The sequence below is a fragment of the Ruegeria sp. B1 genome (assembly GCF_056535885.1).
The window spans coordinates 1,476,451-1,502,648 of sequence record NZ_JBQFJA010000001.1 but is presented as its reverse complement, the minus strand read 5'-3'; the positions used below and the strand labels follow the sequence as shown (position 1 = coordinate 1,502,648).

Sequence of the window (26,198 nt, the reverse complement as noted above, 5' to 3'; positions counted from 1 at the left end):
ATTAACCCCACGGTGTCAGGATAATCTTTGGTGCGGCGACGGCGCCAGCGCGAAGGTCCCGAAAGGCCTGTGCGCCGTCTGCCAGCATCCGCGTCTCGGTCCAGTCTAGCGTACCCAGCCGTCCGTCAAAAATCGCCGCCGCGGCTTGGCGGAAATCCTCGGCCGTGTAGGTGTAGGTCCCGATAAACGTGATTTCCTGCAACGTCATGCGGCGCACATCCAAACCGCCGGTATCCTCGCCCAGACCTACATGGGCGATCACACCGCCGGGTTCCGCACAAGCCGACGCAGTCGCCCGTGTCGCCTTGTAGCCAACCGCGTCTATCACCAGCGGAAAGGTCCCCATGGCGATATCGACGACGTTCAGAGATCCAAGCTGCCGCAGAAAATCCCTGCGCGTTGCGTTTGGCTCGACGATGGTCACTTCTTCGACCCCCATCGCCGAAAGGGCCAACCCTGAAGCCAGACCGATGGCACCACCACCGATCACCAATGCGCGCCTGTCAGCGGCTGGATGCAGCGCCTCAATCGCAAGCCGGGCGGCATGCCAACTGACAGCCAGGGGTTCCGCAAGCGCCGCCTTGTGCAGCGACACATGATCCGGCACCTCGACAAGGTTTGAGACCGGCATTGTTAGGTACTGCGCAAACGCACCTTCACGCGGCGGCATCGAGATGATCTGCCGTTCCGCGCACAGGTTCTCACGCCCGGACAAACAGGCAGGACATGTACCGCAGGTGACCAAGGGATTGATTGTCACCCGTGTGCCATCCTGAGAGCCCCCTACAACAATTCCCGCAGCCTCATGCCCCAGAATCAGGGGGGCTGGCCGACGCGCATCATGACCGAGATAGGCATGCATATCCGATCCGCAGATACCCACAGCCTCAACGCGGATCAGCAACTCGCCCGGGCGCGGTTCGGCGTCCGGCACATCTGCAAACGCCATCTGTTCAATACCTTGGTAAACCAGCGCCTTCATTTCGCGGTGAACCCCCCGTCAACCATAAGGACTTGGCCTGTGACATAGTCTGATGCTTTCGAACACAGAAACAGGATCGGCCCATCCATGTCTTCCATCCGTCCATTGCGCCGAATACAGGTCTGAGCGGCATTGCATTCCGCGCGCTCCGGGTCGTCGAAAACGGCTTGCGTCAGTTCTGTCGGAAAAAAGCCCGGGCCGATGGCATTAGCGGTGATACCATGCGGGGACCAGGCCTCAGCCATTGCGCGCGTCAGTTGGCCGATCCCTGCCTTGGTCGCGCCATAGGCAATTCCGCCCGGAAAGGCCCGCGTTGTCTGCAACGAGGCAAAATTCACGATCCGGCCCCAGCCACGCTGCTTCATAGCTGGCACCATCGCCTGACTCAGAAAGAACGGCGCGCTGAGGTTCAGCGCCAGTGTCGCATCCCAACCCAGATCAGTAACATCGTCTGCCGCTTCGCGCATGTTAACACCAGCCGCGTGCACGACGATATCCGGCGCCCGGAATTTGGCCGAAACCTCCGCGACCAGAGTACCGATCGCAGCCCGATCCGCGACATCGGCAACAACCGTTTCGACACCCGCGCCGAGTTCTTCGCGCAGCCGGGCCAAAGCCTCGGCACGTCGCGCGACGCCGACTACCCGCGCCCCTGCCGCCGCCAGAACCTCGACGACACGCCGCCCCAGCCCCGAGCTTGCGCCCGTTACGCACGCGACCCGACCGGTCAGGTCAAAAAGCGCGCGGGGGTCATCCATCAGCAGTCAGATCGAACTGTTCGTCCGGGAAATACTTGGCAAGACGCACGTCGGCGGCCCGTGCATGCCCCTCCATCCCCTCTAGGCGTGAAATTCGGGCAGTGGCCTCAGCGATGGATTTCGACCCTTCGCGCGTGGCCCGCTGCCATGTCACGATCTTCATGTATTTATGGACACTCAGACCGCCGGTATAACTGGCTGCACCGGATGTCGGCAGCACATGATTGGTGCCGGTTGCCTTGTCGCCATAAGACACGGTGGTTTCTTCGCCAAGGAACAGCGAGCCATAGCAGGTCAGGCGATCCAGCCACCAGTCCAGGTCTTCGGCCTGTACGGTCAGGTGTTCCGGAGCATATTCGTCCGAGCAGGCAGCCATTTCCTCGCGATCAGAACAGACGATCACCTCGGCATAGTCCCGCCAGGCGGCGAAAGCATTGTCGCGGTTCAATTCGGGCAGATCGTCAATCAGGGTCGGAACCAGGTCCATGACTTTTTGGGCCAGGTCCCGGTCATCCGTCACCAGCCAGACCGGCGAGTTGTAACCATGTTCGGCCTGACTGACCAAGTCTGTTGCCACCACATGCGCATCCGAGGAGGAATCCGCAAGGATCAGACTGTCGGTCGGACCCGCGATCATATCGATGCCGACCTTGCCGTAGAGGATGCGCTTGGCCTCGGCCACAAACTGGTTGCCGGGCCCCACAAGAATATTCGCGCGTGGCAGGCCAAACAGGCCATAGGTCATCGCGGCCACCCCCTGCACACCACCCATCGCCAGAATGCTGTCCGCCCCGCAGATATGCGCGGCGTAAACAATCGCGGGCGCAACACCTTCGCCCGGGCGCGGCGGCGAACAGGCGGTGATGTGACGGCAACCGGCGACCTTGGCCGTTGTTACCGTCATGATCGCGCTGGCGATATGGCTATAGCGCCCGCCAGGCACATAGCATCCGGCCGCATCCACGGGGATCGCCTTCTGACCAGCAACAAATCCCGGCACAATCTCCATCTGTACGTCGGACACCGTCGCCTTTTGGGTTTCTGCGAAACGACGGACATTGTCGTGGGCAAACCTGATGTCCGCCTTCAGCTTCTCGGGCACCAGCGCGCAGGCCGCTTCGATTTCCTCCGGGGTCAACAGCACATTGCCATCGTATTTGTCGAACTTAGCCCCATACTCCAGCGCTTTCGCATCGCCCCCCGCCTCAATGTCCCCAAGGATGGTTTTGACCGTCTCGTGCACTTCGGAGGCATGAGTTTGCGGCGTCAGGGTTGCCTTTTTCAAATAGTCACGCGGCATATTCAGCAAATCCTACTGGTAGATTTCAGGGAGCAATGTGGTTGAAACTGCAGGTACATACGCAATCAACAGAACCACAATTAGCATGGTCAAGACAAAGGGAACGGCACGGGCCGCGATTTTTAGAATTGATTCTCCGGTTATCCCGGAAACAACAAACAGGTTCAGACCCAGCGGCGGGGTGATAAAGCCCACGCCCAGGGCGGTGATCATCATGATGCAGAACTGAATCTCGTTCATACCGATATTGTCGGCCAGAGGCTTCAGGATCGGCGCGAGGATCACGATGTTGGGCGTGGTCTCCATCACGCAGCCCGCGGCGATCAGGATACCGATCATCAGCAGGATCAGCACATATGGGTCGTCCGTCAGCGCTGTGATCGAGGCCACAAACCCCTGCGGCACACCCATGATCGCCAGCGCCTCGGCCAACGGCGCCGAAAACGCAATGATCGGCAGGATCACTCCGTTGACCTTGGCCGAACTCACCAGCATGGACGGAAAATCCGCCAGCGTCAGCGTGCGCAGGATGAACCCCATGATGATAGTCACCACAACCGCGGTTGCACCCGCCTCGGTCGGGGTCAGTCGACCTGAGAAGATGCCATAAAAGATGATGCCGGGAACGATGAAGGCATACCACCCGGATTTGAGCGCTTTGCCCAGATTGGCCAGCCACTCGCCCGTGGTCATCAGACCGCCGCCTTCATATGCGTAGATGCGGTTCATGATGATGTTGGTGATCAGGATCGAGACCAAAATGGCCAGACCCGGGATCAGCGCCGCAAGGAACAGGGTCGAGGCAGAAATGCCCAGCACAAGCCCGATGATGATATAGGCAATCGAGGGCGGGATCAGGATGCCGGTACAGGCCCCCGCCGCAACCAGTGCACAGGCGTATGGGCGGGGATAACCGCTTTCCACCAACCGGTTGATGGTCATGCGGCCCACAGCGGCAGCACCCGCCGCGTCTGAACCTGAAATCGCAGCAAACATGCCGCAAACCAGAACGGTGGCGGAGCCAAAGCCCCCCTTGGCAAAGCAAGTCAGCGCTTCGGCGACGTCCAGAAACTTTCGCGACAACCCGGTCCGAACCAGAACGTCGCCGGTCAGGATAAAGAGCGGAACAGCGGTCAGTGCAAAGGCGTCGATGCCGGTAAACAGGCTCTCGCCAACAAGGCTGAGCGGCAGATCGCCCGACATGATCAGCATGACGATCGCGGCAGAACCGATCGCGGCCCAGACCGGAACGGCCATCGCAATCAGGCCAACGAACAGGATCACGGGCAGGTAGAAATCCCAGCCCAGTTCAACAGTTTGATTCAGAGAACCCCAAAGCATTCAGATTCTCCTCAATCGAACAGCTTGTCGCCTTCAAAGACGGGGGTACCGTCCCGAAGGGATTTCAGATCGCGCAGGAACGATTGGATCAGGCGCCAGATCATCAGGGCAACCCCGGTTGGCACGGCCATCAGGAACCAGACCTTTGACACGCGCAGACCGTCTGTTACCGACCCGAACTTGGCTGAGACATGAACAGCCTCGTAAGACCAGTAAAGCGCGATGATCGCCACAACGAACATCACCAGATCGCCGAAGATATAGAGCAGCGCCTTGGGGCGCGGCCCGAGGTAGTGCATGATCACATCGATGCGGATATGGGCGCGCTCCTTGACGGCTGCGGCGGCTCCGATCCAGGCAAGGTAGATGAAGGAATACCGGACAATTTCTTCGCCCCAGATTGAGGAATAGGCGAAGATTTCGCGCCTCAGAACCTCGATGGCCATCGTGATGACCAGCATCACGTAGAACACCAGCAACAACCAACGCTCGGCGTCTCGGTCAATTCTCTGCAGTATCGTCATATCCTGCCCCGAAGCTTGGCAGCACGGGGCAAACCGGTCGGAAAAGACCGCCGCTCAGTACTGCGGGTCGTGAGGGGAACGGGTGCGCTTTGCACACCCGTTCGAGTGGCTTTACGCGTCGTGGACGTAATATTTGCCCTGCGTTCCGGCTGCTTCGACCAGTTTGTCGAAAGCTTCCATGGAGCCGGCCAGTTCTGTCTTGAACGGATCCCAATCAGCGTTCTGATATCCGCCGACATCTTCCCATTCAGCCAACTGATCGCCGCTAAGCGAGTGAAACTCGACCCCGGCCTTGTTCAGTTCGGCCATGGCGTAAGCCCGCGCCGACGGAACCTTAGACAGGTTCTGGTGACTGGTCATTTCCGAACCCCACATGATGCCTTCCTGAACATCTGCAGGCATCGAGTTGAACCATTCCAGGTTACACGAATAGACCTGACTGTCCGGGACAGCCTGCGTGAAAGTCACGTGGCTCAGGATGTCTTTGAAGCCGAAGACGAACAAGGCACCAACCGACGGATCCAGTGCATCCGCCACGCCCTGTTTGATCGCTGATGGCGTCTCACCCCAGGCCACCGGTGTCGGGTTGGCCCCAACCATCCGGTAATACTGCTGCAGCATCTTGGAGCCCGGCACGCGGAACTTGATGCCACTCATGTCGGACGGGGTGATGATGGCATTGCCACCCTGACGGACCGCAACGACACGCGGGTCGATCACAACGTAGAACAGGGCCTTGAACCCGGCAGCTTCGACCTTTGGATGAACCTCGTTCTGCCACGTGTCCGAATGCACCAGATTGGTGAACCGCTGGTTGGATCCGCAAAGATATGGCATGTTGATCAGGTCAACCGTCGAGGCGAACGGCGCGAAGTTCGACAGCGAATGCTGCGCCGCCTGGATGGTGCCGCCCTGCACTTTTTGCACCAGCGATCCGCCCGCACCCAACTGCCCACCCGGGGCCAGCTTGACGTAGACCTTGCCGTTGGTTGCGTTCTGAATGTTTTCCTTCAGATCCAGCTGCATGATCGGATAGCTGCGCGATGCACCCAGCACATACGCGGTTGCGATCGTCATGACATGATCCGCCGCTTTCTCGCGATCACTCTCTTCCTTAGCCGTCTGAGCTGCCGCCTCGGACGACCACAGCATACCGCCGGCACCTGCGACCAACGCGGCCGTAAAGGATCCGCCAGCCGTCAGCTTCAAAAAATTGCGGCGCTCTTCGGACGCAAGCTCGTTTCTGTCGTTCTTCATGTATTGCCCTCCCAAGCAAAAAATTCAGCCGCCGCTTTCAGCGTTACGGTCAGCCTCCTTTTTCAGAATTGCGACAACGAACAGGATCGACGCCGCGAAAAGAACCAACATCTCTCCTACGTCCCCAAGAAAGGCGCTGCCTGCAAAAGCACCCAGCGCCACGTTTGCAAAATAGATGACAAACACGATTGCGGATGCTGCAAGAAACATATTGAGGCTCCCTTTGGATTCGGCTCCAGCTTCTCTTGTAAGCGCTTACATCAAAAATGCAAGCGCTTACATAATCGCTTTTAATCGGATGCCCTTGAGATTAGACTTATCGGCAAAAGCAAATTACAGGTTCGGAAATGCCGAAACTTCGATCCGCGCCAACATTGGATGACGTTGCCAAAGAGGCAGGCGTCTCGACCGCAACGGTATCGCGTTGCCTCAATAATCCAGACCGCGTTGTCGAGGCGACGCGAAAACGTGTTCTGTCGGCTGTGGACACGTTGGGCTATACCCCCAACTTCGCGGCCCGTGTCATGGCGGCCAAACGGTCATTCACGATTGGCGCAATCATCCCAACCATGGACAACGCGATTTTTGCCCGGGGTTTGCAGGCGTTCCAAGAGGAAATCCACCAGCGCGGATACACGTTGCTGGTTTCGAGTTCCGCCTATCAGCCCGAAGTCGAAGAGGAGCAGATCCGCACGCTGGTTGCCCGGGGTGCGGATGGGCTTTTGTTGATCGGCCATGACCGCGAAGACCGCATCTACAACTATCTTGAACGGCAGAAAGTCCCGGCACTGGTGGCCTGGTCTTTTACCCCGGAGCAGCGCATGCCATCGGTCGGGTTTGACAACCGACAGGCCATGATGGCGCTGGCCGACGAGGTCATTAAACTCGGCCACACGCGGGTCGGGATTATTTCAGGTATCTGTCGCGGGAACGATCGGGCACGCCTCAGGATAGAAGGAATACGAGACGCTTTTGCGGCGCATGGCCTGTCCCTCAGTGCCCTAAAGATCGTCGAAACTCCCTATGAGATCGAAAACGGCGCGGTCGCGTTCACGCGCCTGGTGTCCACCGCGGACCGCCCGACCGCCATTCTCTGCGGTAATGACGTCTTGGCCGTCGGTGCCGTGCGGCAGGCACAAGAGATGGGCATTCGGGTGCCGGATGACATCTCGATCACCGGGTTCGACGATATCGAGCTGGCCCGGATCGTGCAGCCGGGCCTGACCACCGTGCATGTCCCACACCGCGAGATGGGTCGCAAGGCCGCCAACGAACTGATCGAAATGATCGAACACAACACGCCGGGCCGTTCGGTTGAACTTGAAACCAAGATCGTGAACCGGAACTCCCTTACCCGGGCGACATGACGCTAAGTTGCCTTTGACCGGAGGTGGAGACGCGCAAAAACACGCCCGCCTGACGGCGGGCCTGTCCTTCAGCCTTGTGACGTTATGGGAGGAACATCGGGGGCTGGATCCCGCGGTGCAACTGCGCCAGCCGAAATGCTGCTTGGGGAGATCAACGCACAGGCGGAAGCCGTCTTCGTAATCGCCATTTCCGGGGTGTTAGACGCTCTCGAATGAAATCACGCCGGGGATCTGGTGAAGATCCATGATGATCTCGGACGCCGGAGGGTCCGGCGTGTCTTCGACAGCGAAGACAAGCGTCCCTCATCGGCTGCTACGTGAATTTAGGCATCGGGCGTTTTCGCCATGACAGCCGGGGCAGAGGCTCTGCTTTGCGGCTCGATTTACACGAGACAGCCGCAAATCGTCACTAGACCGCCTCCTTCTGCGGGGCGGCGTAACGATCAAACGAGACAGCGCCGGCGGGGCATGAGGCGGCGCAGGTTCCGCAACCGATGCAACTGTCCTTATCCAGAACGGGTTCAGCGCGTCCTCCCGCCTGTAACTTGAAACGGATAGCACCCTGATCACAGATATCCTGACAGGACCGGCAACCGACGCCAGTTGTGGACAGGCATTCGCCCGCCTTGATAGACGCGCGCCACGGCCAATCCGGGACGCGGTCGATCACAAGAGCATCAGTCTTGCACGATAGGGCGCAGACACCACAAAACGTACAGGCACCAACGTTCAGTTGCGCGACCGGATACCCCCCATCGTCAAATTCCAGAATGCCTTCCGGACAATCTCGGACGCAATCGCCGCAACCGGTGCAAAGATCGAAGAACTCAGCCTCAACCGCACCCGGCGGTCGGATCGCCGTGCGGTCCTGTCGAAGCATCCGGGCGCTCAGAAAAACGCGTCTGTTGGTCTGCTGGCTCATGCGCTTGCGACCCTGATCTATTTGAAACTTAGCTGTTCGGCACCCTCCTGATAATGGCTTCCAATGTGAATTGAATTGATCCAGATCATGCTATCCCCACTCAATTCCCAAAGAGTGGGGAAACAATCAAAAAATTCCGACAGTTTTGCACCAAACACGCATGCCGCCGACAAAGAATGCCTCTTTCGGTTTGGCACTAAAACACGTGAAACCGGTCGCAGTGCTTTGGACGGGACGGTGTCCGGATTTGGATGGCAACGGTAAGAAACCGGCCCGTCACTCCTGGATATCCGCGATCCAGGTGCGCGCGGCAACCGCCCGGGGCAGGCCCAAAGGTCCGATCGCCAGCAATGCAACCTGGTTCAGATCGTCCTCGGAAATGCCCTCGGCGCGCGCGCGGCGCGTGTGCGAATGAACGGCCCCTTCCGAGGCCGCGCCGATGGCCAGTGCCAGCTTGACCAGCCGACGCTCTCTGGCCGTCAGGGCGCCCGCTTCGGCGGTTGCCTCGCCAAGTTGCGCATAAGCAGACCAGACAGATGGGTTGCTATCGGCCAGATTGCCAGCGGCGCCAGGGAGATCTTTGGTCATGGTGTTTCCTTCCAGTTGCAGTATGGGACGTTAGCCGCCCAGAACGGACATATGGCGCATCACTGCGGGATCCGCCATATGCGACATATTGAACCGATGCCGCTCGGGCTTTGCTTTGACGGCAGCGCGAATGGCGCTCAGCGTCGCCTGTTCTGACTGGCGCAGGGGCGTACGCAGGTCGACCGACCCTTCGTCGCCCATGCAGGTATAGAGCTGCCCTATGCAACTGACGCGGACCCGGTTGCAGAGGGCACAGAAGTTGCAGGACATCGGTGAAATGAACCCAAGTCGGCCACCGGTCTGCTCAACCCGGACATACCGCGCGGGACCGTCCGAACAATGCCGTTGCGGGATCAGCGTCCAACGCGATGACAGATCGGCCTGAAGGTGACGCAGGGATAATGCACGTGCGGTGCGATCCTGCCCAGTGTCGCCGACCGGCATCTCTTCGATCAACGTCAGATCCATACCGCGACCATGGGCAAAGCGAATGAGATCATCGACCTCCTGTTCGAACGCCCCCTTGCTGGCAACCGCATTCAGCTTTACCGCGAGCCCTGCCGCAAGCGCTGCATCGATACCTGCCAGCACCATGCGAATGTCGCCCCTGCGGGTGACGGCCCGGTATCTGTCGGGATCGAGGGTATCGAGTGAGACGTTCACCCTGCGCACGCCACAATCCGCAAGCGATTGCGCGTACCGCGCCAGCAGAGTGCCGTTGGTGGTCAGTGTCAGCTCGTCCAGCGTACCGGATGTCAGATGCCGGGACAGGTCACGGAACAGGTCCATCACATCCCGGCGCACCAGCGGTTCGCCCCCGGTCAGGCGCAGCTTGCGCACCCCGCGCCGGATAAAGATGTCGCAGAGGCGCGCCATTTCCTCAAGGCTTAGAATGTCGCGCTTGGGCAGGAACACCATCTTTTCGGCCATACAGTAGGTGCAGCGCAGATCGCACCGGTCGGTTACCGACAGACGCAGATAGCTGATCGCACGACCGAACCGGTCCACCAGTGGAGCGGAGGTGGTATCAAGCAGCATGTGGGTCCTCCATCTGCGCGGCAAACCATGTGAACACCGCATCGCGCTGCATCGGAAGGTAACAGGCCAGGTCCGCACCAAATGCAGCCAGCGCGTGCCCGTAGGTCGGGCGCACGGCGGTCAGGATTGGGACTTCTGATTCCAAGGCCTTGGCGATCAGGTCCCGAAACCCCCGTCCTTCGCTTTCCCCGCGACCGAAGCGGTTGAGGATAAGCAGGTCGGCACCCTGCTCCATTTCGCGCTCGATGAAAGTCGAGCACTCCGCCAGCGCGCCGGGGTGCAGGCGGCACCCGTGCGATCCGGCCCCCAGAGGTTGCGAAATGCGAAACACCCGGTTCGACCCGATTGTCGTCAGGTCCATATCGGCGCAATGGCACTCCCCGACCAGAGCGCCCCGGCTCTGCAAGGCGCCATACACACGTAAACCGTCCGCCCGTAACGTGTCGGCGACATCGCCCAGAAACCCGTCGATATCGCCTTTTTCAAGGTAGATTGCGGCTATTGGAAAGGCGCTCATCCCACGTCTCCTGTTTGACAGAAAGGATGCCAGACCAGCGGCATGCCCGATCTGATGTGGTCGGCATCCGCCGGGACGACGGCCAGCCCGTCGGCAGTGGTGACAGGCAACAGAGTCGCCGAAACGCTCTGGCCGAGTCGCTGCAACACCGGCGCACCGTTTGCGTCATAAGCGATCAGGCGCACAGGAAAGACCTCGGCGCGGCCCGGTTTGCGAATCCAGTCAAATCCGGCGATCGCGGGAACCGGGGCAAAACCAGATCGCGGCCTGCCCAGCAGACGGTCAAGCTGCGGCAGAACAAACAAGTGGAACCCAACGTGAACCGCAAACGGGTTTCCAGGCAGGCCGGTGACCGCCGACTGACCCAGGCGTCCGAACATCACCGGCTTGCCGGGTTTCAGCGCCACACGCCAGCCGCTGATTTCACCCCCGGCGGCGCGCAGGGCGTCGCGGATATGGTCTTTGCCCCCCATCGACACTGCCCCCGAGGTCAGTATCAAGTCGGCCTTGCCCACCAGTCCGGCAAAGGCGCGTGACGAAGCCTGTGGATCATCGGGTAGAATGCCGAAGTCCAGTACTTCCGCGCCCGCCTGACGGGACAGCGCCGCCAGCATCGGACGATTCGCGTCGTGGATTTGCCCCGGATGGCGCGTTCCGTCACACAGTTCATTGCCGGTTGAAAGGATCGCGACCCGCGGACGGCGCACCACACAAATATGCGTGATGCCGTTGGCCGCCAAAAGGCCGACATGATGGGCCGCTAGGCGCGTGCCTGCGGTGATCAGGTCCTGACCGGCCTTCTGATCACTGCCTGCGCGGCGGATGTTCTCGCCCGGGGCCGGTTTCCGTTCGAAATGGACCTTATGGGATTTGTCGATACAGACCTCGGACATCGCAACGGCATCCGCCCCCGCGGGCAGTGGCGCTCCGGTATAGATGCGCATGGCTGCACCTGCCGGCAGGGCGCGCGGCGCATCCCCCGCCGCTATCGTGCCCGTAACCGGCAAGCAGCAGCGCCGGTCCAGATCGGCGCTGCGAACCGCAAACCCGTCCATCGCGGAGTTGTCGAAAAAGGGCATGGCGGTTGGGGCGGCAACCGCCTGTGCACTGGTCCGCCCGGCGACACAGGTCAGGTCGACACTCTCAGTCTCGAATATCGGCCTGACCTGCGCCAGCGCGCAGTCCACCGCGTCGGTAACGCTCATCAGATCGGTTGACCGCGATACGCTGTCACAACCACATCTTTCGGCGACACGGGAGATTTGCATCGGCTAGGCCCTCCTGAATTTGCTTGAGAGTAAGGGGGCCGGTGACCGGCCCCCTGCCCATCGGACGCCCCGCTCAGTTGGCGGCGTCGGCGGCGTTCTTCATTAGATAGTCCATGACCAACGCGGCCTCGTCTTCTTCCAAGCCAGCCCGCGGGAACATCGACGGGGTAATGCCCCTCCACTGCTGCTGCGTGAAATGTGTCACCTCGCGTGGGGCATGACAGACGGTGCAGCGCTCGAAGTAGATCTTTTCGCCCGGCCCCATATCTGCATAAAGGCTTGCGGTCAGCGCTTCGAGCCGCTCAAGGCCAAGCTTGTCATCATCGATTGCAGCGATCTCCATGTCTTCGATGATCGGCGGTTTCTCGTAGGCCAGGTTCGGACCCTCGGGATCCTCGCATTTGCGCAGCGAGCACAGCACGGTGTTCGCCGTATTCGCCTCGGACAGGCCGGACGAACGCTGCGTGGATGTGATGAAGTTCACCAGTCCCGAGTTGCAGCGGCCCTTGCTATCCAGCGATGGCCATGCGCCTTCGTAGATCGAAACCACGCCTTTCATGATGTCATCCGAGACCACTGCGCCGGCAATGACCGTGCCGCGGTCGTTGTAGAGCTCGACCAGATCCCCATCCGCGATACCGCGCGATGCGGCGTCTTCGGTGTTGATCCGGACCGGTTCGCGGCCCTGAACCTTGTAAAGGTTTCGCAAGGTCTCCGACTGGTCCATCTGGCTGTGCAGGCGGAACCAGGGGTGCGGCGAAACAACGTGCAACTGGCCTTCATTGGCGTTGCCCAGATATTCATGCTTCTCCATCCAGATGGGCATGGCGGGGCAATCCTCAATCTCCAACTCGGCGAAATCCTCGCAGAACATTTCGATCTTGCCCGAGGTGGTGTGCAGCGGGTTCGCCTCGGGGTCCTCAAAAAACGCACCGTGACGTGTCCATTGGCGGGCCTCGTCAGGGACTTCCATGCGGGCAAAGCCTTTTTCCCAGAAATCCTCGAACGAGGTGTGCTCGGCCGCGCTGGAGCGCGCGTAAGCCTGACGGATGTGATACATCTTGTCTTCACTATCCGTGAACTGCGCCCACAGACCCAGCTTGTCGGCCAGACCTTCGAAAATCTCATAATCCGGCAGACTGTCCCCAACGGGTTCAATCACCTTCTTCATCGCATAGACCCGGTCGTTGGAATAGGTGCCGCCCGAGGTGATGTCATCCTGTTCCAGCGTCGAGGCCGCCGGCATTACGATATCGGCCCAGCGTGTGGCCGCCGTCCACCAGACGTCAACGCTGACGATGGTCTCGACCGTTTCAAGCGCACGGATCAGCCGGTTGGTGTCCTGCTGGTGCGACATGAAGTTGTTGCCCGCGTTGAAGATCACCTTCACGTCCGGATAGATATGGCTGTTGCCGTTGTAAAAGACCTCTTTGCCAGGATTTTCCAGCATCTCGGTGATGCGTCCGGCCGGGCAGACACCCTTGACCCAGTTGCGCCCTTGCGACAGTCCGGCAGGAATGGACTTGCCAGAGACCGGCATACCGCCGTTGCCATAGTGCCAGCTGAAACCGACGCCCTGCCCCGGTTTGCCGATCTTTCCGGTCAGTGCGGCGAAATTGATGATGGCCCAGTGGGTCATTTCGCCATGCTGGGCGCGTTGCAGGGCCCATGCCCCGGCAATTTCGGTGCGCGATGTGGCAAACAGTTCGGCCAGTTCGACGATCTTGGCTGCGTCCATGCCGGTGATTTCCGAAGCCCAGGCGGGTGTTTTCGGCACACCGTCGTCTTCGCCTTTCACATAGGCGATCCACTTGTCCGCGCCGACAGTATATTTGTCCATATAGGCGCGGTCTTCGAGGCCCTGATCCAGCACGTGATACGCCATGGCGCAGAACAGCGCGACATCGGTGTTGGGAACGATTTTCACCCATTCCGCGTTCAGATAGTCGTCCGAAGCGGTCCGCTGCGGGTTGATGGAAAAGAACCGGATGCCCGCATCGCGAATGGCTTCCCAATGCGCGTACATGCCGTGATCCGCCACGCGGAACTCGACCCGGTTGTTCTTGATGGGGTCGCATCCCACCATGACGAATACCTCGGTATTGTCGCGCACGGTTTCCCAGGCGGATTGCGCCGAATAGACCTCCATGTCGCCGATGATATGCGGTAGGGAAACCTGAGACGCACCGGCCGACCAGTCGCCCGAGGTAATGGTGCAGCCGCCCATCAGGTTCATCAACCGGCCCTGCAAAACATTAGGCCGGAATGCGCCAGCATTCGACCAGCCGCCGTAAGACGAACTGAAGATGGCTTGGTTGCCATGGTTCGTTGCTGTGTCCAAAAGCGCTTTGGCGGTGAGACCCCAGACGGTGTCCCAATCAACCTGGACATATTCTTCCTTACCCCGAAGTTCGGGCTTGATGTCACCGGTTTCCCAGCCCTCCAGATAAGATTTGCGCACCATCGGATAGTTGATGCGGGATTTGTCGTAGGTGCGGTCTACCACACCGTAGCTGAGCAACTCGGTGGGGCGAGCATCCAGTTCCTTGACCGTGTGCAGACCGACCAGTTTGCCATCCCGCACCACGGCCTGGAACGGGCCGAAATGGGTCGCGTGGAATGTGCGGTTTGTAAAGGAATTCGGATCCAGCGCGGCAAGCGCGGTTGTCCCCATCAAGTTGGCAGCGCCGAATGCGGCGGCCCCTCCTTGCAGAAACGCGCGGCGGGTTGGTCGGTTGAACGACATGAGAGCCTCCTGTGGCTGAATTGGCTGATGAAAGGTTAGACCCCAGAACGCAGACACACTTTGACGGCGCGCAAACGGTCTTGTTCGAAATTGTAAAGATATGTAAACAAAACGGCATGGCGCAGCACATCCTGATTGTCGAAGATGACCGGACCACCCGGATGCGGCTTGCCGCGTACCTGCGCGAACAGGGCCACCGCATCAGCGAGGCGGAAAACGCCGACGAGATGCAGTCCATCATCAACATGGACCCGCCAGAGTTGTTGCTGGTCGATATCAATCTCGATGGCAAAGACGGGCTGACCATCACGCGCGAGCAGCGTGCGGCCTCACGGGTGGGGATCATCCTGCTGACATCACGCGACGATCAGGTCGACAAGATTGTCGGGCTGGAAATGGGGGCCGACGACTATGTGACCAAGCCATTCGACAAGCGCGAGCTGGCCGCACGTGTCAAGAACCTACTGGCGCGGATTGCAGATATCGGGCAAGCGCCGCAGGGTCCCCCGCCGGTGGAAACATTTGGTCCCTGGTGTTTTGACCGTATTCGGCGGCGGCTGGTGTCAGCCGCGCGAACGGAACCGCTGACGAAACAGGAATTCGACGTCCTGGCGGCGCTTGCCAACCATCCGGGGCAGACGCTCAGCCGGTCCCGACTATCCGAGATGATTGGCCGTCCGCCGCACCGCTCAAACGACCGTATGATGGACGTGATCGTCGGGCGACTGCGGCGAAAACTGGAACACGATCCGACCGATCCGCAGTGGATTCTGACGGATCACGGACAGGGCTATCATTTCGTCGATCCGGCGCTGACCTGAAGGCCCGCCTGCGTGGCTGCCAAAACCAGAACCGATGCCGCCTGGATGGCATGCTCCTGCATCTGCAACAGCAGGTCCTGCTCGGCCCCCTCGCGGGCAGTCTCAACGCTGGCCAGAACGGCGCACAGCTGATCCAGCCCAAAATTTGAGGCTGCGCCCTTGAGCCGATGTGCCGCTTTACGCCGCATGTCATGCGGTGCGGCCGAAATCGCTGCAACGGACTGTGGCAGATCGCTTAAAAACTCCTGCACGATCTTCGCCGTCGTTTCAGGACCAAGATCGCTGATATCGCTCGACAGGCTGTCCAGCACAGCAGCGGCCTCAGGGGACAGATCCGGGCCAGGCAAAGCCTCGAGAACGTCGGTCAGTGCCCTCGGCGAGATCGGTTTTGACAGGATACGCGCAACGCCCAGGTGGGCTCGGGTCTCAGGCGTATCTTCGATAAGATGCGCTGTCAGAGCGACAAGCTGCGGGGCATGACCGCAGGACGCCAGCTGCGCGGCGACGTCTTCCCCCCGCATGTCGGGCAGATCGAGATCGATCAGGATCAGGTCGAACGTGCGGCCCGCCGCAGCCGCAAGCGCCGCCTTGCCGGTGTCTGCCTCGACCACAGCGCATCCCATGCGTTCCAGATACCCGCGCGCGACCATTCGATTGACCGCATGGTCGTCAATCACCAACACATCGCGGTTGAAATCACCCGCCGGCGCGTCTGCATCCTCCTCGGCAACCAGCGCCGGATCCCCGATTCCGAGGGGCACGGTCAGGGTGAACCGGCTGCCCACCCCGGGCTCGCTCTCGACTGACAGCGCACCGCCCAGCGCTTCGGTCAGATTGCGCGAGATCGCAAGACCCAGACCAAGCCCTTCGACCCCGGATCGTCGCGCGTCTGCTGTTCGGGTATAGGCGTCGAATGCATGCGCAATCGTGTCTGCAGACATCCCGACGCCGGTATCCGACACCGAGAAGCTCACCACCAGCCCGTCCGCCTCGTCAGAGACCGCGTGATCCACCGACAGCGTGACCATTCCACGCTTTGTATATTTCACCGCATTGGAAATCAGGTTGCTGACGATCTGCCGGACCTTGACAACATCCCCATACAAAACAACTGGCGCAGGTTCCACCAAGTCAACAACCGGCTCCAGCCCCTTCGCTTTAGCCAGCGACTGCAAGTAATGTCCCATCTGGCCCACCAGGTCACGCAGCGGGAAGTGTACAGGATTGCCACGGTTTGCCTGATCCGAATTGCCCGCGTATTCAAGAATGTCATTTGTGATATCCAGCAATTCCCGCGCGGATTTGAGCGCCGTCCCGACACGTTCGCGGCGCCCGGAATCCGTCACCTCGGTCCGCAGCAGCGATAACATCCCTATGATGCCGTTGAGCGGCGTTCGGATTTCATGGCTCATCCTGGCCAGAAATTCGGTTTTGCTACGGTTGGCCGCTTCGGCGTCCGCACGGGCCAGATCGGACGCTTTCATCTCGGCCACCACGTCTCCGGTCCGCGCAATGACTGCCTCTTCCAGATGTTCACGCAGGCGGGATGCCTCCATCGACCGGCGACGCAAGATATTCAGGGCCTTTTCCATCCGCCCGATCTCATCGTGGCCGCTGATCGGCAAAGGGGCACCGGCATCGCCCCCGGCAACCGCAACGATGCGGCGCAACAAGATCCCCAAACGCTCGACCAGCTGGCGGCGGGCATAAACCCAAAGGATCGCACCCGCCAACACCGCGATCGCAACAACACCAACCAGAGCAGACGTTATCAGCAAAGACCGGCGCTCGGCCGTGGCGATCTGGGCTAACCCCTCGGCCTGAACGGCGTCACGGGTCTGTCTTGCCTGCTCCGACAGGGTTGCGATGACATCCCGCAGCTGCTCGCTGTCATCCGCTATCGCAGCCTGTAGCATGATCCGTTCATCCTGTAGACCAATCAGCCCCTCGGCGGTCAGCGCATTGCGGTACTCTTGCAACAACTCCTGCGCCTCTTCACGCGCCGCGAAGGACGGCATATAGGCGACACGGCGTTCTGCTAAAACGAGATTGGCGGTCACGTCAGATCGAATGCGTTCGGTCTCTCGGGCTGCAGCGGCATCGGGAACCTGCTGCATCAGCAAACGGATTGAATCGACCATCCGCGCCAGTTCCGTCAACCGTTCGAAGGCAAAGAAATGGCGATCGGCCAATGTGTCTAACGCCGCGCGGGGATCGGCACCCGGGGCGGAATACAACCCCATAATGCCAGCAGTGATCCGAAGACGGGCCAGATCGATTTCCGCCTCGACCACGGCATCCAGCCGGGTCCCGGCCGCTGCGACCTCAAGCGCCCCGTTAAAGACACGACCACCCAGCCGCAGGTCCGCATGCCCGTTCTCTGCCATCCGCGCGACAATGACACCGGCCTGTGACTCGCCGGTGACGTCCAGCTGCACCGGGCTGATCTCGGCCAGCTCTTGTGACCCCGTTTCGATGTTTGTGACCGTCGCTGTCAGCGCCCGGGTAATCCTGTCCAGGTCCTCATTCGAATCCGCCTGCACAAATGCGGCAGCAAGCGTTCCAACAATCTCGACCGATGCGCCAATACGGCTTGCCAGTTGCATCGCCGGCAGATGCGTCTGGATCAGTTCGGAATGCGTACGCGCCAGATAGCGGTTGACGCCAATGGCCGCCACACCCACCATAAGAGCGATCGCCGCCATCGCCGACAGGATCCGGATCAACCGCGTGTCAAAACTCATTCGCCGCATAGCCGGACACTACGGGGCCGCGTCGTCCCGCACAATCTTGGCGCTTACGCTTTGTGTCGCACCCTGGGCTGCGCCCGTACTTGCCGATCCAGCGCGGACATTCTGCGTGCTGGTGCCGCATTTCAAGGATGAGTACTGGCTGAGCGTTGGGTACGGTCTGGAACAGGAAGCGGCGGTTCAGGATGTCAAGCTTCGCTTTTTCGAAGCCGGTGGATATCGTGCTAGGACCGAGCAAATCTCACAACTCGACGCTTGCGCCCGGGACAATGTCGCCGCAATCCTGATCGGCGCCGTTACATCGGATCATCCCGACCTGATGCGGGCCATCGACCGCGCTGCACGGGACATTCCGGTGTTTGGGCTGGTCAATGAGTTGCACGCTGAGGCACTCAGCGGTCGTACGGGCGTCGACTGGCAGGATATGGGATACGCCGTCGGGCGCCATCTGGCCAGTTTGCACCCGGCAGGAACAAAGCCCCAAAGCGTCGTCTTCATATCCGGCCCCAGCGCGGCGGGCTGGACCGGTCCGCTTGAGGACGGTTTGCTGGACGGGCTGCAGGGCAGCGCGGTGAAAGTAAGTGAGGTGTTTGGTTCGGATACCGGCCTCAGGCAACAACTGGAGCAAGTCGAGGCCGCGCTGGAGCGTTATCCCGATGCCGACTATCTGATCGGCAGCGCACCGGCGGTCGAGGCGGCGATGGGTCTGTACGCCTCGCACCCCGATCATCCACGGCCAATGCTGGTCTCGACCTATATCAGCCACACGATCATGCGGGGGCTGATGAACGGCACGGTGTTGGCCGCCTCTTTTGACGACCCGGCCCTGCAGGGCATCATGGCAATCCGGCAAGCGGTTTCAGTGGAAGTACCCATCGACCCCGAGACACCCATCGGGCCAGATATCGTGCTGTTGACTTCGGCGGATCAGGGGCTTGGCCGGGTCCGCTTGTCACCCGCCGATTACTTTCCGAACATCCGGTAGATGCACCAACCTATTGCAACCGGTTGCACGTTGCGTGCAATGATGCTTAGTGTTTCAATTATGGAAGACAAAGATGCGGAATACACCCAAAACCCTGATTGCAGGACCATCCGGTCATGAGCGTCACCCTAAAAGAAGTTGCGGCGCTCGCTGGGGTATCCCGCTCGGCCGTCTCGCGCACGTTCACCAAGGGCGCGTCTGTTTCGGCCAAAACTCGCAGCAAGGTCGAAAAAGCGGCACAGACCCTGGGATACAGCCCGAACGCACTGGCCTCATCGCTGACAACAGGACGGACCAAGCTCATCGGATTGATTTCAAATAACTTTCATAACCCGATCTTTCTTGAAGTCTTTGATCAGTTCACCCGCGCCCTGCAGGAAAGAGGCTTGCGCCCGCTGATCGTTAATCTGACGGATGAAACCGAACCCGCCAATTCAGTCAGAATGCTCCGCCAGTATTCCGTCGACGCGGTCATTGTGGCCTCGTCCACTCTGCCTGCCAGCTTTGCCAAGGCGTTTCACGACGCGGGCGTGCCCGTGGTGCACACATTTGGACGGTCCGCGACGTCGCCCGAGGTTCACGTTGTCGGAATTGACAATGTCGAATGCGGCCGCATGGCTGCCCGAGAACTGCTGGCGCGGGGATATACGCACGTGGGATACCTTGGGGGCCCCGAGGATGCGACCTCGGCGATGGACCGGCATCGGGGGTTCATGGAGGAACTGGGCAGCCTGCCTAGTATCGACGTCTCATATTGTTTTGCCAGCGCGTATTCCTTTGAGGCGGGCCGCGCCGAGATGCTAAGGCTGCTCGCAGACACGCCGGCCGAGGCCTATTTCTGCGGCGACGATATTCTGTCTATCGGGGCGCTGTCGGCGCTCGCGGATCATGGGCTGAAACCCGGCAAAGATATCGGCGTTATTGGCCTGAACGACATGGAAATGTCGCGCTGGGAAAGCGTCGACCTGACCACCATCCACCAGCCCATCAAACAGATCATCACCTCATCGGTTGATCTGATCGAGGAAATGCTGAAGGAGCCTCAGCGCTATCCCGAAGCCCGTATCTTTCCGTGCAGGGTGATCGAGCGGGGAACGCTCCGACCCCGTATATGATCAGCGAAACATCGGCGGGCGCGCGTCTTTCCACGCACCTGCTTCCTTCGACGACGCGACGGCTGCATGCACCGCCGCGATTGACCGGACCCCATCGGACGGGTTTGGCAATCCGTCCCGCACCTCGCCCCGGATCGCATCGGCCAGATCGCAGTAAATGTTGGCGACGGCCAGAGGGAACCCTTCAGGATGCGCGATGGCCACGCGGGACAGGCGCTGGGTTTCGGCGTGCAGGTTGCCTTCGCCTTTTTCAATGATCTGCGTCCGCCCACCAACGGGGGCGTAAATCAGCTGATTGGGCTGTTCTGACGCCCAGCGCAAACCGCCGGTCTCACCAAACACCTGAATGTCGAAGCCATGCTGCCGCCCGATGGCGACGGAAGAGGTCCACAACCGCCCGACGGCCCCACCTTCCATGCGAAAATTGACCATCGCGTCGTCTTCCAAAACGCGGCTGGGGATGGTTGAGGCCATGTCGGCAGACAGTGTCTCGACCTCGTCATCACAAATGAAACTCGCCATGTGCAGCGCGTGTATGCCGCAATCGGCAAACTGCCCGGAGACGCCCGCCATCTCGGGGTCGTACCGCCAGCGAACGCGCGGGTTGTCTGCGTCGGTCGCGTCGCCGTGGTGACCGTGGCTGAAATTCGTTACCACCAGACGCACCTTGCCAAGTTCTCCGGCGCGCACCATTGCGCGGGCCTGTCGGATCATCGGATAGGCGGAATAGCAATAGTTGACGGCGCATATCTTGCCCGAGGCTTCGGCGACGCGAACAATCTCTTCACCTTCCTCAACCGTCATGGTCATCGGCTTTTCGCACAGCACGTTGAAACCGGCCTCGAGAAAGGCCTTGGCGATTTCGAAATGAGTTGAGTTGGGCGTCGCGATTGTGACCAGATCAACTCGATCTGGGCGGTCTTTCTCGCCCGCCAGCATCTCTTGCCAGTTTTCATAGGCGCGGTCCGACGCAATGCCCAACCGCTGGGCATAGTCGCGACCAACCTCCGGCCGGTGATCCAAGGCACCCGCCGCAAACTCGAAATGCCCATCTGCAAGTGCGCCCAGACGGTGCGCGGGCCCGATCTGGCTGCCTTCACCACCGCCAATCATGCCCCATTTCAGCTTTGCCATGGTCTTCATCTCTCTTCAGAATACTGTTGGCCTCGCGATTAGAAATCGCTGATCTGTTTCCACTGCCGCTGGTCCGATGAGGCAAGCGCCGCGGCCACTATGCGATTGACCTCATGCCCGTCCCGGAAGGTCGGCCAGATCGCTTCGCCTGTTTGAATCGCCTGCAGAAAATCCTTGGCTTCGATGATGATCTGGTCCTGATACCCGGTGCCATGTCCGGGTCCCTGACAAAAGGGTTCATAATCTGGATGCGCCGGTCCTGTCAGGATCTTGGTGAACCCTCTTGACGCTTCGGGGCCGTCGTGGCGATAGAACCACAAAGCGTTCTGGTCCTCCTGATCGAACCGGATAGCACCTTTGGTCCCCGCTACTTCATAGGCATAACCCATTTTTCGGCCGGTGGAGATTCGGCTGACATAGATATTGCCCATGGCCCCGTTTTCGAACCGGCACATGATCTGCGCGTGATCGTCATTGGTAACGCGGCCACCGGGACGCATGTGGTGCACTGTTTCAACCTCGGCCATAACTTCGGCAATCGGCCCGATCAAAGCCAAGGCGCCATTGAGCATATGCGGGGCGAGGTCGCCCATTGTTCCGTTGGACATACCAGTTGTGCGCCATGTAGCGGGTGCCTCCGGATCTGCATAGAAATCCTCGGTGTGCTCGCCACGAAACCAGGTTAAGTCCCCCAGTTCGCCATCGGCAACAAGCTGTCGCGCAAATTGGGTGGCAGGCGTGCGGACATAGTTGAATCCAACCATATTGGTGACACCCGCCGCCTCGGCCGCGTCAACCATGGCCTGGCCGTCTTCCAAAGTTGCGCCAAGCGGTTTTTCACACAGAACCGGCTTGCCGAGTGCCAGGGCAGCTTCTGCAATCTCACGATGTGTCGTTTGCGGTGATGCAATGACCACGGCGTCAACAGCAGGATCGTTCACCAACGTTTGCCAGTCCTCGGTCGCGCGCTTAAATCCGTAAGCCACCCGGTATCGCTCAGCGCTTTCCGGAGATGACGCGCAGATCACTTCCAATTGTGGTCTCAGAGCAGTGTTGAACACCGCGCCCACTGCTGACATGGCGACCGAATGCGCCTTGCCCATATAGCCGCCGCCAACAATTCCAATTCCGATTTCAGGCATCCCTCACGGCTCCGAATATATCAATTGCAACCGGTTGCAAAATCAGTATCGTGTGAATCGATCCAATGCAAGTTCCAACAGCTTTGCCAGACCAATTTTGCCCCGGGGGAATTTCGTGAGCGCTTTGATAGACGGTATAAAAGGCAACCGGTTTGCCGTTCTGGGACGTGCAGGGATGGATTTGTTCGCGGAGCCAATTGGCGTCAAAAGCGAGGATGCGGAAACCTTTCGAGCGGATCTTGGGGGGTCGTCCGCCAATATCTGCGCGGGACTTGTCAAACTGGGCGGTCAGGCGGCGTTGATTACCTCCGTATCGGACGATGCGGTTGGCCGTTTTTGTCTGAACAGGCTGCGCTACTACGGCGTTGACACTTCGTTCATTAAGGAAATCGGCGGCGAATACCGTATGTCACTGGCGGTTTATGAAAGCCGAACCGAGAATTTTCAGAACGTGATTTACCGAAACGGCGCTGTCGATTTTCAGGTCACCGAAGCCGATATGGACAAGGTCGATTTCGGCATATTCTCGGCCCTGATATCCGCTGGTACCGTCTTCGCAGCTGAACCGTCACGTGGGGCCACCTTCCGGGCCTTTGAAAACGCGCGCAATGCCGGATTGCCGGTCATATTCGACATCGACTACCGCCCTTACAGCTGGCCATCGCCCGAGGTCGCCTCAGATGTTCTGTCGCGCGCCGGGGATGCCAGCGACCTGATCGTCGGCAATGACGAAGAGTTCGGGTTTATGGCCGGTGGCATTGAAAAAGGGTTTGCCAAGGCCCAGGCACTGGCCGAAAAGCCAGGTCGCATCGTTGTCTACAAGATGGGCGAAAAAGGTGCTGTCACATTGATGCACGGCCAGGAAATCCGCACCGGTGTCTATCCTGTGACAGCCGTCAAACCCAACGGCGCCGGTGACAGTTTCATGGCTGGCTTGCTGGCCTCGATCGCGGCCGGGCACCCACTGAAAGAGGCCGTTATGCGCGGGTCCGCGTGCGCCTCGATCGTCGTGTCGCAGCCCGGCTGTGCCCCGGCAATGCCCAACACATCAGAACTGGATGCCTTTCTGGCGTCCCACCCGGGGCCGACCTCGGCCTCACAGGAGTAACCCATGCATATTGCGCCTTATGACAACCAGAACCAGCCGATTGTCGGTGCCGATGATCCGACGGTGCCGCTGAACTACTTCAACATCGTCAAACTGAAGAACGGCGAGGCGTTCGAGTATCAGGTCCCCGGGTATGAAACCTGCATCGTGCCCGCCACGGGCAGTGTGGATGTCGACGTCGAAGGCGTGCGCTTTGACGCATTGGGCAACCGCAGCGAAGATGTGTGGGACGGAGAGCCGGAGGGCGCGTATGTACCGGTTGGAGCCACAGCGCGGATGGTCTGCGTCTCGGACGACGCCGAAGTTTTTGTCGCCGGTGCGAGATACGACACGGTCCTGGACCCATTCGATGTTCGCGCACATGATCTGGTTCAATATGGCAGCGATGACACCAAAACACATCGCAAAATCAAACACATCCTCGGTCAGAAACAGCATGATAAGGTCGGGCGCCTGTTGGTCAGTGAGCTATTCACCGTAGGCCAGGGCGGTTGGTCAGGCTTCCCAAGCCACAAACACGATACTGACCGCCTGCCCGATGAAACCCGCCACGACGAGACTTACAATTTCCGCTTCAAACCCAATTGGGGCTCTGGCCTGCAAATGCTGCAGCGCGAGGGCAACAAGCCCGGCGACGCCTATCACATCGTCGACGGCTCCACGATCTGTATCGACAAGGGGTACCATCCCTGCTGCGTGCTGCCCGGGTACGAGATGTATTATTTCACCATCCTCGGCGGTCTCAGCCAGCGCTCGTTGGTTCAGTATTTCCAGCCGACACACGTGTACCAGGTCGAGACCATCCCCGGTATCAAAGACATGATTGCAAAATTCAAATGACGCTTGCCACACTTTCAGACGTTCTGAAACCTGCCTACGAACAAGGTTATGCCGTTGGTGGGCTCGTCACCCTCGGGTGGGAAGATATGCGCGCCTATGTGGCCGCCGCCGAGGCGGAGAACGCACCGGTGATCCTGCAGGCCGGACCGAGCTGTCGCGAGCACACGCCCCTGCCCGTTCTGGGCAAGATGTTCCGGCATCTCGCCGAAAACGCCTCAGTCCCGGTGGTCGCCCATCTGGACCACGGTTACACGTTCGAAGAGTGCAAGATCGCACTGGACAGCGGGTTCACATCGCTGATGTTCGACGGGTCGCGCAAGCCCTTGCAGCAAAACATCGACGAAACCGCCGCAATCGCCGAGATGGCGCATGAAGCGGGCATTTCCTGTGAAGGCGAGATCGGGTTTGTCGGTTATTCTGGGGGCGAGGAATCAAACGGTACCGATCCTGCCGAGGCCGCCCAGTTCGCGAAGGACAGCGGTGTCGATGCAATGGCGATATCGGCCGGGAATGTGCATTTACAGGAAAACAAAGAGGGCGGTCTGGACGACGGCCGCATTCGTCAGATCGACGCCATGACAGATGTGCCGCTGGTGATCCATGGCGGCTCGGGCGTGCCGGTGGAACAGCGCAGCCGGCTGGCCCGCGAGACCTCGATCTGCAAGTTCAACATCGGAACTGAGCTGCGTATGGCCTTTGGTGCAGCCCTGCGCGAGGCGGTCAAACGCGACCCCGACAGGTTTGATCGGGTCACCATCCTGAAAGAGACTATCGATCCCGTGGAATCCGCGGCCCGAACCGTCATTCGCGCCTTCGGAGCGCCGCCGCAGAGACCGTAGAGCGCCAAACCAGAGGGCCGTTGCGACGGCCTTACTGGCTCAAGAGCTATCCCGCTCCATGATCCATTCGACTTCGGGCGCCGCGACGAAACGCCATTTCCGAATCGGACCCGCCATCACGTTCAGATAATACATCTCAAACCCATAGGGCGCGCCACAGGGATGATGGCCGCGCGGGACGGTCACGACATCGCCGTCTGACACCGCCATCGTCTCATCCAACTGACCGTCATCCGTATAAACCCGCTGAATTCCAAAGCCATTGGCGGGATTCAGACGGTGATAATAAGTCTCTTCCAGATAGGTGATACGCGGATAGTCATCCTCGTCATGGCGATGGCTGGGGTAAGAAGACCAATGCCCGTTTGGTGTGAAAACTTCGGTGACCAACAGGCTGTCGGCATAGTCCTCAGCCTCCATGGCGATATTGTTGATATGGCGCGTATTCACGCCCTTGCCGCGCTCCGTCAGGGTGACGCCGTTGGGGCCGATGCGGCGGGCCTTGTGCCCGCCCGTTCCCGGTGCGGAACACGCTGCAACGATGCAATCGGTTTCCGCAACAGCCTCCCAATCCGTCCCGTTCGGCAAGTACAGACAATGCGGTGCGGTCTTTTCAAACACATTCATCCGATCACCCAGAACACCCCAGTCCTGCCCCGCCCCCGTGATCAGCGCCTTGCCTTCGACCATGACCAGAATGACTTCGCGGTCGCCGGTGGCCTCGGCCGCCCGATCCCCGGCACGCAGGTGATACAGCCCAAACCCCACATAGCGCCACCCGGCGCTGGCCGGCGTGATATCATGCACTTTGCCGCGCGTGCCAAAGGGTTTCTTGAGCAAGTCTGCCATGGTTTAT

24 protein-coding genes are annotated in these 26,198 nt (G+C 59.9%); 7 read left to right on the top strand and 17 right to left on the bottom strand.

The annotated features are described in order from the left end of the window. Position 1: 1 nt before the first annotated feature. The 7 genes from ACR3ES_RS07220 to ACR3ES_RS07190 form a co-directional block, all read right to left on the bottom strand. Positions 2 to 982, bottom strand: coding sequence for an alcohol dehydrogenase catalytic domain-containing protein (locus ACR3ES_RS07220; RefSeq protein WP_170428602.1), 981 nt, complete (start codon positions 980 to 982; stop codon positions 2 to 4). Continuing rightward, complete coding sequence (locus tag ACR3ES_RS07215; protein WP_170428599.1) at positions 979 to 1,740, bottom strand: SDR family oxidoreductase; 762 nt, start codon at positions 1,738 to 1,740, stop codon at positions 979 to 981. Before ACR3ES_RS07215 ends, ACR3ES_RS07220 begins: the two co-directional genes overlap by 4 nt. After that, positions 1,733 to 3,040: a histidinol dehydrogenase gene (gene hisD, locus ACR3ES_RS07210; protein ID WP_170428597.1), complete on the bottom strand. Its 1,308-nt coding sequence runs from the start codon at positions 3,038 to 3,040 to the stop codon at positions 1,733 to 1,735. Before hisD ends, ACR3ES_RS07215 begins: the two co-directional genes overlap by 8 nt. Positions 3,041 to 3,052: 12 nt before the next feature. Beyond that, positions 3,053 to 4,381, bottom strand: coding sequence for a TRAP transporter large permease (locus ACR3ES_RS07205; RefSeq protein WP_170428594.1), 1,329 nt, complete (start codon positions 4,379 to 4,381; stop codon positions 3,053 to 3,055). Between the two features lie 11 nt (positions 4,382 to 4,392). Continuing rightward, positions 4,393 to 4,905: a TRAP transporter small permease gene (locus ACR3ES_RS07200; protein ID WP_480425115.1), complete on the bottom strand. Its 513-nt coding sequence runs from the start codon at positions 4,903 to 4,905 to the stop codon at positions 4,393 to 4,395. Between the two features lie 111 nt (positions 4,906 to 5,016). Further along, positions 5,017 to 6,162 (bottom strand): TRAP transporter substrate-binding protein, encoded by a 1,146-nt coding sequence (locus tag ACR3ES_RS07195; protein WP_170428588.1) that lies wholly within the window; start codon positions 6,160 to 6,162, stop codon positions 5,017 to 5,019. A gap of 24 nt (positions 6,163 to 6,186) precedes the next feature. Next, entirely contained in the window at positions 6,187 to 6,372 is a 186-nt protein-coding gene (locus ACR3ES_RS07190) for a hypothetical protein (protein ID WP_170428586.1), read from the bottom strand. A 137-nt stretch (positions 6,373 to 6,509) separates the two neighbouring features. On the opposite strand from ACR3ES_RS07190, the gene ACR3ES_RS07185 reads away from it, so the two are divergent. Next, positions 6,510 to 7,529: a LacI family DNA-binding transcriptional regulator gene (locus ACR3ES_RS07185; RefSeq protein WP_170428582.1), complete on the top strand. Its 1,020-nt coding sequence runs from the start codon at positions 6,510 to 6,512 to the stop codon at positions 7,527 to 7,529. A gap of 409 nt (positions 7,530 to 7,938) precedes the next feature. Here the strand turns inward: ACR3ES_RS07185 and ACR3ES_RS07180 are convergent, their stop codons facing one another. The 6 genes from ACR3ES_RS07180 to ACR3ES_RS07155 all read right to left on the bottom strand — a co-directional run bounded on the left by ACR3ES_RS07180 (position 7,939) and on the right by ACR3ES_RS07155 (position 14,608). Next, positions 7,939 to 8,451, bottom strand: coding sequence for a ferredoxin-type protein NapF (locus ACR3ES_RS07180; protein WP_170428579.1), 513 nt, complete (start codon positions 8,449 to 8,451; stop codon positions 7,939 to 7,941). A gap of 276 nt (positions 8,452 to 8,727) precedes the next feature. Next, complete coding sequence (locus ACR3ES_RS07175; protein WP_170428576.1) at positions 8,728 to 9,039, bottom strand: carboxymuconolactone decarboxylase family protein; 312 nt, start codon at positions 9,037 to 9,039, stop codon at positions 8,728 to 8,730. Positions 9,040 to 9,069: 30 nt separating this feature from the next. Beyond that, positions 9,070 to 10,077, bottom strand: a complete 1,008-nt coding sequence (gene moaA, locus ACR3ES_RS07170; RefSeq protein ID WP_170428573.1) for a GTP 3',8-cyclase MoaA — start codon at positions 10,075 to 10,077, stop codon at positions 9,070 to 9,072. Continuing rightward, entirely contained in the window at positions 10,067 to 10,594 is a 528-nt protein-coding gene (locus ACR3ES_RS07165; protein ID WP_170428570.1) for a DUF2478 domain-containing protein, read from the bottom strand. Before ACR3ES_RS07165 ends, moaA begins: the two co-directional genes overlap by 11 nt. Next, positions 10,591 to 11,799 (bottom strand): molybdopterin molybdotransferase MoeA, encoded by a 1,209-nt coding sequence (locus tag ACR3ES_RS07160; protein WP_480425113.1) that lies wholly within the window; start codon positions 11,797 to 11,799, stop codon positions 10,591 to 10,593. The genes ACR3ES_RS07165 and ACR3ES_RS07160 overlap by 4 nt, the downstream gene beginning before the upstream one ends. A gap of 136 nt (positions 11,800 to 11,935) precedes the next feature. Next, positions 11,936 to 14,608, bottom strand: coding sequence for a molybdopterin-dependent oxidoreductase (locus ACR3ES_RS07155; protein ID WP_170428564.1), 2,673 nt, complete (start codon positions 14,606 to 14,608; stop codon positions 11,936 to 11,938). Between the two features lie 116 nt (positions 14,609 to 14,724). On the opposite strand from ACR3ES_RS07155, the gene ACR3ES_RS07150 reads away from it, so the two are divergent. After that, positions 14,725 to 15,429 (top strand): response regulator, encoded by a 705-nt coding sequence (locus ACR3ES_RS07150; protein ID WP_170428561.1) that lies wholly within the window; start codon positions 14,725 to 14,727, stop codon positions 15,427 to 15,429. Here the strand turns inward: ACR3ES_RS07150 and ACR3ES_RS07145 are convergent. Further along, positions 15,402 to 18,173, bottom strand: a complete 2,772-nt coding sequence (locus tag ACR3ES_RS07145) for an ATP-binding protein (RefSeq protein ID WP_480425111.1) — start codon at positions 18,171 to 18,173, stop codon at positions 15,402 to 15,404. The two genes, ACR3ES_RS07150 and ACR3ES_RS07145, sit on opposite strands and share 28 nt — an antisense overlap. Here ACR3ES_RS07145 and torT point away from each other — a divergent pair. Next, a complete protein-coding gene (torT, locus tag ACR3ES_RS07140) occupies positions 18,160 to 19,164 on the top strand; it encodes a TMAO reductase system periplasmic protein TorT (RefSeq protein WP_480425110.1) in 1,005 nt (334 codons plus the stop codon). The two genes, ACR3ES_RS07145 and torT, sit on opposite strands and share 14 nt — an antisense overlap. 116 nt (positions 19,165 to 19,280) lie before the next feature. Continuing rightward, positions 19,281 to 20,279: a LacI family DNA-binding transcriptional regulator gene (locus ACR3ES_RS07135; protein WP_480425109.1), complete on the top strand. Its 999-nt coding sequence runs from the start codon at positions 19,281 to 19,283 to the stop codon at positions 20,277 to 20,279. On the opposite strand, the gene ACR3ES_RS07130 is transcribed toward ACR3ES_RS07135, so the two are convergent. Both ACR3ES_RS07130 and ACR3ES_RS07125 read right to left on the bottom strand, forming a co-directional pair. Next, positions 20,280 to 21,413: a Gfo/Idh/MocA family protein gene (locus tag ACR3ES_RS07130; protein WP_170428551.1), complete on the bottom strand. Its 1,134-nt coding sequence runs from the start codon at positions 21,411 to 21,413 to the stop codon at positions 20,280 to 20,282. 38 nt (positions 21,414 to 21,451) lie between these two features. Next, positions 21,452 to 22,555 carry a Gfo/Idh/MocA family protein gene (locus ACR3ES_RS07125; RefSeq protein WP_170428548.1) on the bottom strand — a complete coding sequence of 368 codons (1,104 nt, stop codon included), beginning with the start codon at positions 22,553 to 22,555 and terminating at the stop codon, positions 21,452 to 21,454. A 115-nt stretch (positions 22,556 to 22,670) separates the two neighbouring features. Here ACR3ES_RS07125 and iolC point away from each other — a divergent pair, with 115 nt between their 5' ends. From iolC to ACR3ES_RS07110, 3 genes are read left to right on the top strand one after another with little or no spacing between them, the layout of a single operon-like run. Then, entirely contained in the window at positions 22,671 to 23,663 is a 993-nt protein-coding gene (gene iolC, locus ACR3ES_RS07120) for a 5-dehydro-2-deoxygluconokinase (protein ID WP_170428545.1), read from the top strand. Between the two features lie 3 nt (positions 23,664 to 23,666). Continuing rightward, positions 23,667 to 24,503 carry a 5-deoxy-glucuronate isomerase gene (locus ACR3ES_RS07115; protein WP_170428542.1) on the top strand — a complete coding sequence of 279 codons (837 nt, stop codon included), beginning with the start codon at positions 23,667 to 23,669 and terminating at the stop codon, positions 24,501 to 24,503. Then, complete coding sequence (locus ACR3ES_RS07110) at positions 24,500 to 25,342, top strand: class II fructose-bisphosphate aldolase (protein WP_170428539.1); 843 nt, start codon at positions 24,500 to 24,502, stop codon at positions 25,340 to 25,342. Before ACR3ES_RS07115 ends, ACR3ES_RS07110 begins: the two co-directional genes overlap by 4 nt. Positions 25,343 to 25,381: 39 nt before the next feature. Here ACR3ES_RS07110 and iolB read toward each other — a convergent pair whose 3' ends face one another. Beyond that, positions 25,382 to 26,191: a 5-deoxy-glucuronate isomerase gene (gene iolB, locus ACR3ES_RS07105; protein ID WP_170428535.1), complete on the bottom strand. Its 810-nt coding sequence runs from the start codon at positions 26,189 to 26,191 to the stop codon at positions 25,382 to 25,384. Positions 26,192 to 26,198: the final 7 nt, after the last annotated feature.

Excerpts from the sequence above, each read along its gene's own strand:
- ACR3ES_RS07215 (WP_170428599.1), bottom strand. The coding sequence starts at position 1,740 with ATGGATGACCCCCGCGCGCTTTTTGACCTGACCGGTCGGGTCGCGTGC.
- ACR3ES_RS07220 (WP_170428602.1), bottom strand. The coding sequence starts at position 982 with ATGAAGGCGCTGGTTTACCAAGGTATTGAACAGATGGCGTTTGCAGAT.
- ACR3ES_RS07130 (WP_170428551.1), bottom strand. The coding sequence starts at position 21,413 with ATGGCAAAGCTGAAATGGGGCATGATTGGCGGTGGTGAAGGCAGCCAG.
- hisD (WP_170428597.1), bottom strand. The coding sequence starts at position 3,040 with ATGCCGCGTGACTATTTGAAAAAGGCAACCCTGACGCCGCAAACTCAT.
- ACR3ES_RS07160 (WP_480425113.1), bottom strand. The coding sequence starts at position 11,799 with ATGAGCGTTACCGACGCGGTGGACTGCGCGCTGGCGCAGGTCAGGCCG.
- ACR3ES_RS07180 (WP_170428579.1), bottom strand. The coding sequence starts at position 8,451 with ATGAGCCAGCAGACCAACAGACGCGTTTTTCTGAGCGCCCGGATGCTT.
- ACR3ES_RS07185 (WP_170428582.1), top strand. The coding sequence starts at position 6,510 with ATGCCGAAACTTCGATCCGCGCCAACATTGGATGACGTTGCCAAAGAG.
- ACR3ES_RS07110 (WP_170428539.1), top strand. The coding sequence starts at position 24,500 with ATGACGCTTGCCACACTTTCAGACGTTCTGAAACCTGCCTACGAACAA.
- ACR3ES_RS07165 (WP_170428570.1), bottom strand. The coding sequence starts at position 10,594 with ATGAGCGCCTTTCCAATAGCCGCAATCTACCTTGAAAAAGGCGATATC.
- iolB (WP_170428535.1), bottom strand. The coding sequence starts at position 26,191 with ATGGCAGACTTGCTCAAGAAACCCTTTGGCACGCGCGGCAAAGTGCAT.
- ACR3ES_RS07115 (WP_170428542.1), top strand. The coding sequence starts at position 23,667 with ATGCATATTGCGCCTTATGACAACCAGAACCAGCCGATTGTCGGTGCC.
- moaA (WP_170428573.1), bottom strand. The coding sequence starts at position 10,077 with ATGCTGCTTGATACCACCTCCGCTCCACTGGTGGACCGGTTCGGTCGT.
- ACR3ES_RS07135 (WP_480425109.1), top strand. The coding sequence starts at position 19,281 with ATGAGCGTCACCCTAAAAGAAGTTGCGGCGCTCGCTGGGGTATCCCGC.
- ACR3ES_RS07125 (WP_170428548.1), bottom strand. The coding sequence starts at position 22,555 with ATGCCTGAAATCGGAATTGGAATTGTTGGCGGCGGCTATATGGGCAAG.
- ACR3ES_RS07195 (WP_170428588.1), bottom strand. The coding sequence starts at position 6,162 with ATGAAGAACGACAGAAACGAGCTTGCGTCCGAAGAGCGCCGCAATTTT.
- ACR3ES_RS07190 (WP_170428586.1), bottom strand. The coding sequence starts at position 6,372 with ATGTTTCTTGCAGCATCCGCAATCGTGTTTGTCATCTATTTTGCAAAC.
- ACR3ES_RS07150 (WP_170428561.1), top strand. The coding sequence starts at position 14,725 with ATGGCGCAGCACATCCTGATTGTCGAAGATGACCGGACCACCCGGATG.
- ACR3ES_RS07205 (WP_170428594.1), bottom strand. The coding sequence starts at position 4,381 with ATGCTTTGGGGTTCTCTGAATCAAACTGTTGAACTGGGCTGGGATTTC.
- ACR3ES_RS07175 (WP_170428576.1), bottom strand. The coding sequence starts at position 9,039 with ATGACCAAAGATCTCCCTGGCGCCGCTGGCAATCTGGCCGATAGCAAC.
- ACR3ES_RS07200 (WP_480425115.1), bottom strand. The coding sequence starts at position 4,905 with ATGACGATACTGCAGAGAATTGACCGAGACGCCGAGCGTTGGTTGTTG.
- ACR3ES_RS07155 (WP_170428564.1), bottom strand. The coding sequence starts at position 14,608 with ATGTCGTTCAACCGACCAACCCGCCGCGCGTTTCTGCAAGGAGGGGCC.
- ACR3ES_RS07145 (WP_480425111.1), bottom strand. The coding sequence starts at position 18,173 with ATGAGTTTTGACACGCGGTTGATCCGGATCCTGTCGGCGATGGCGGCG.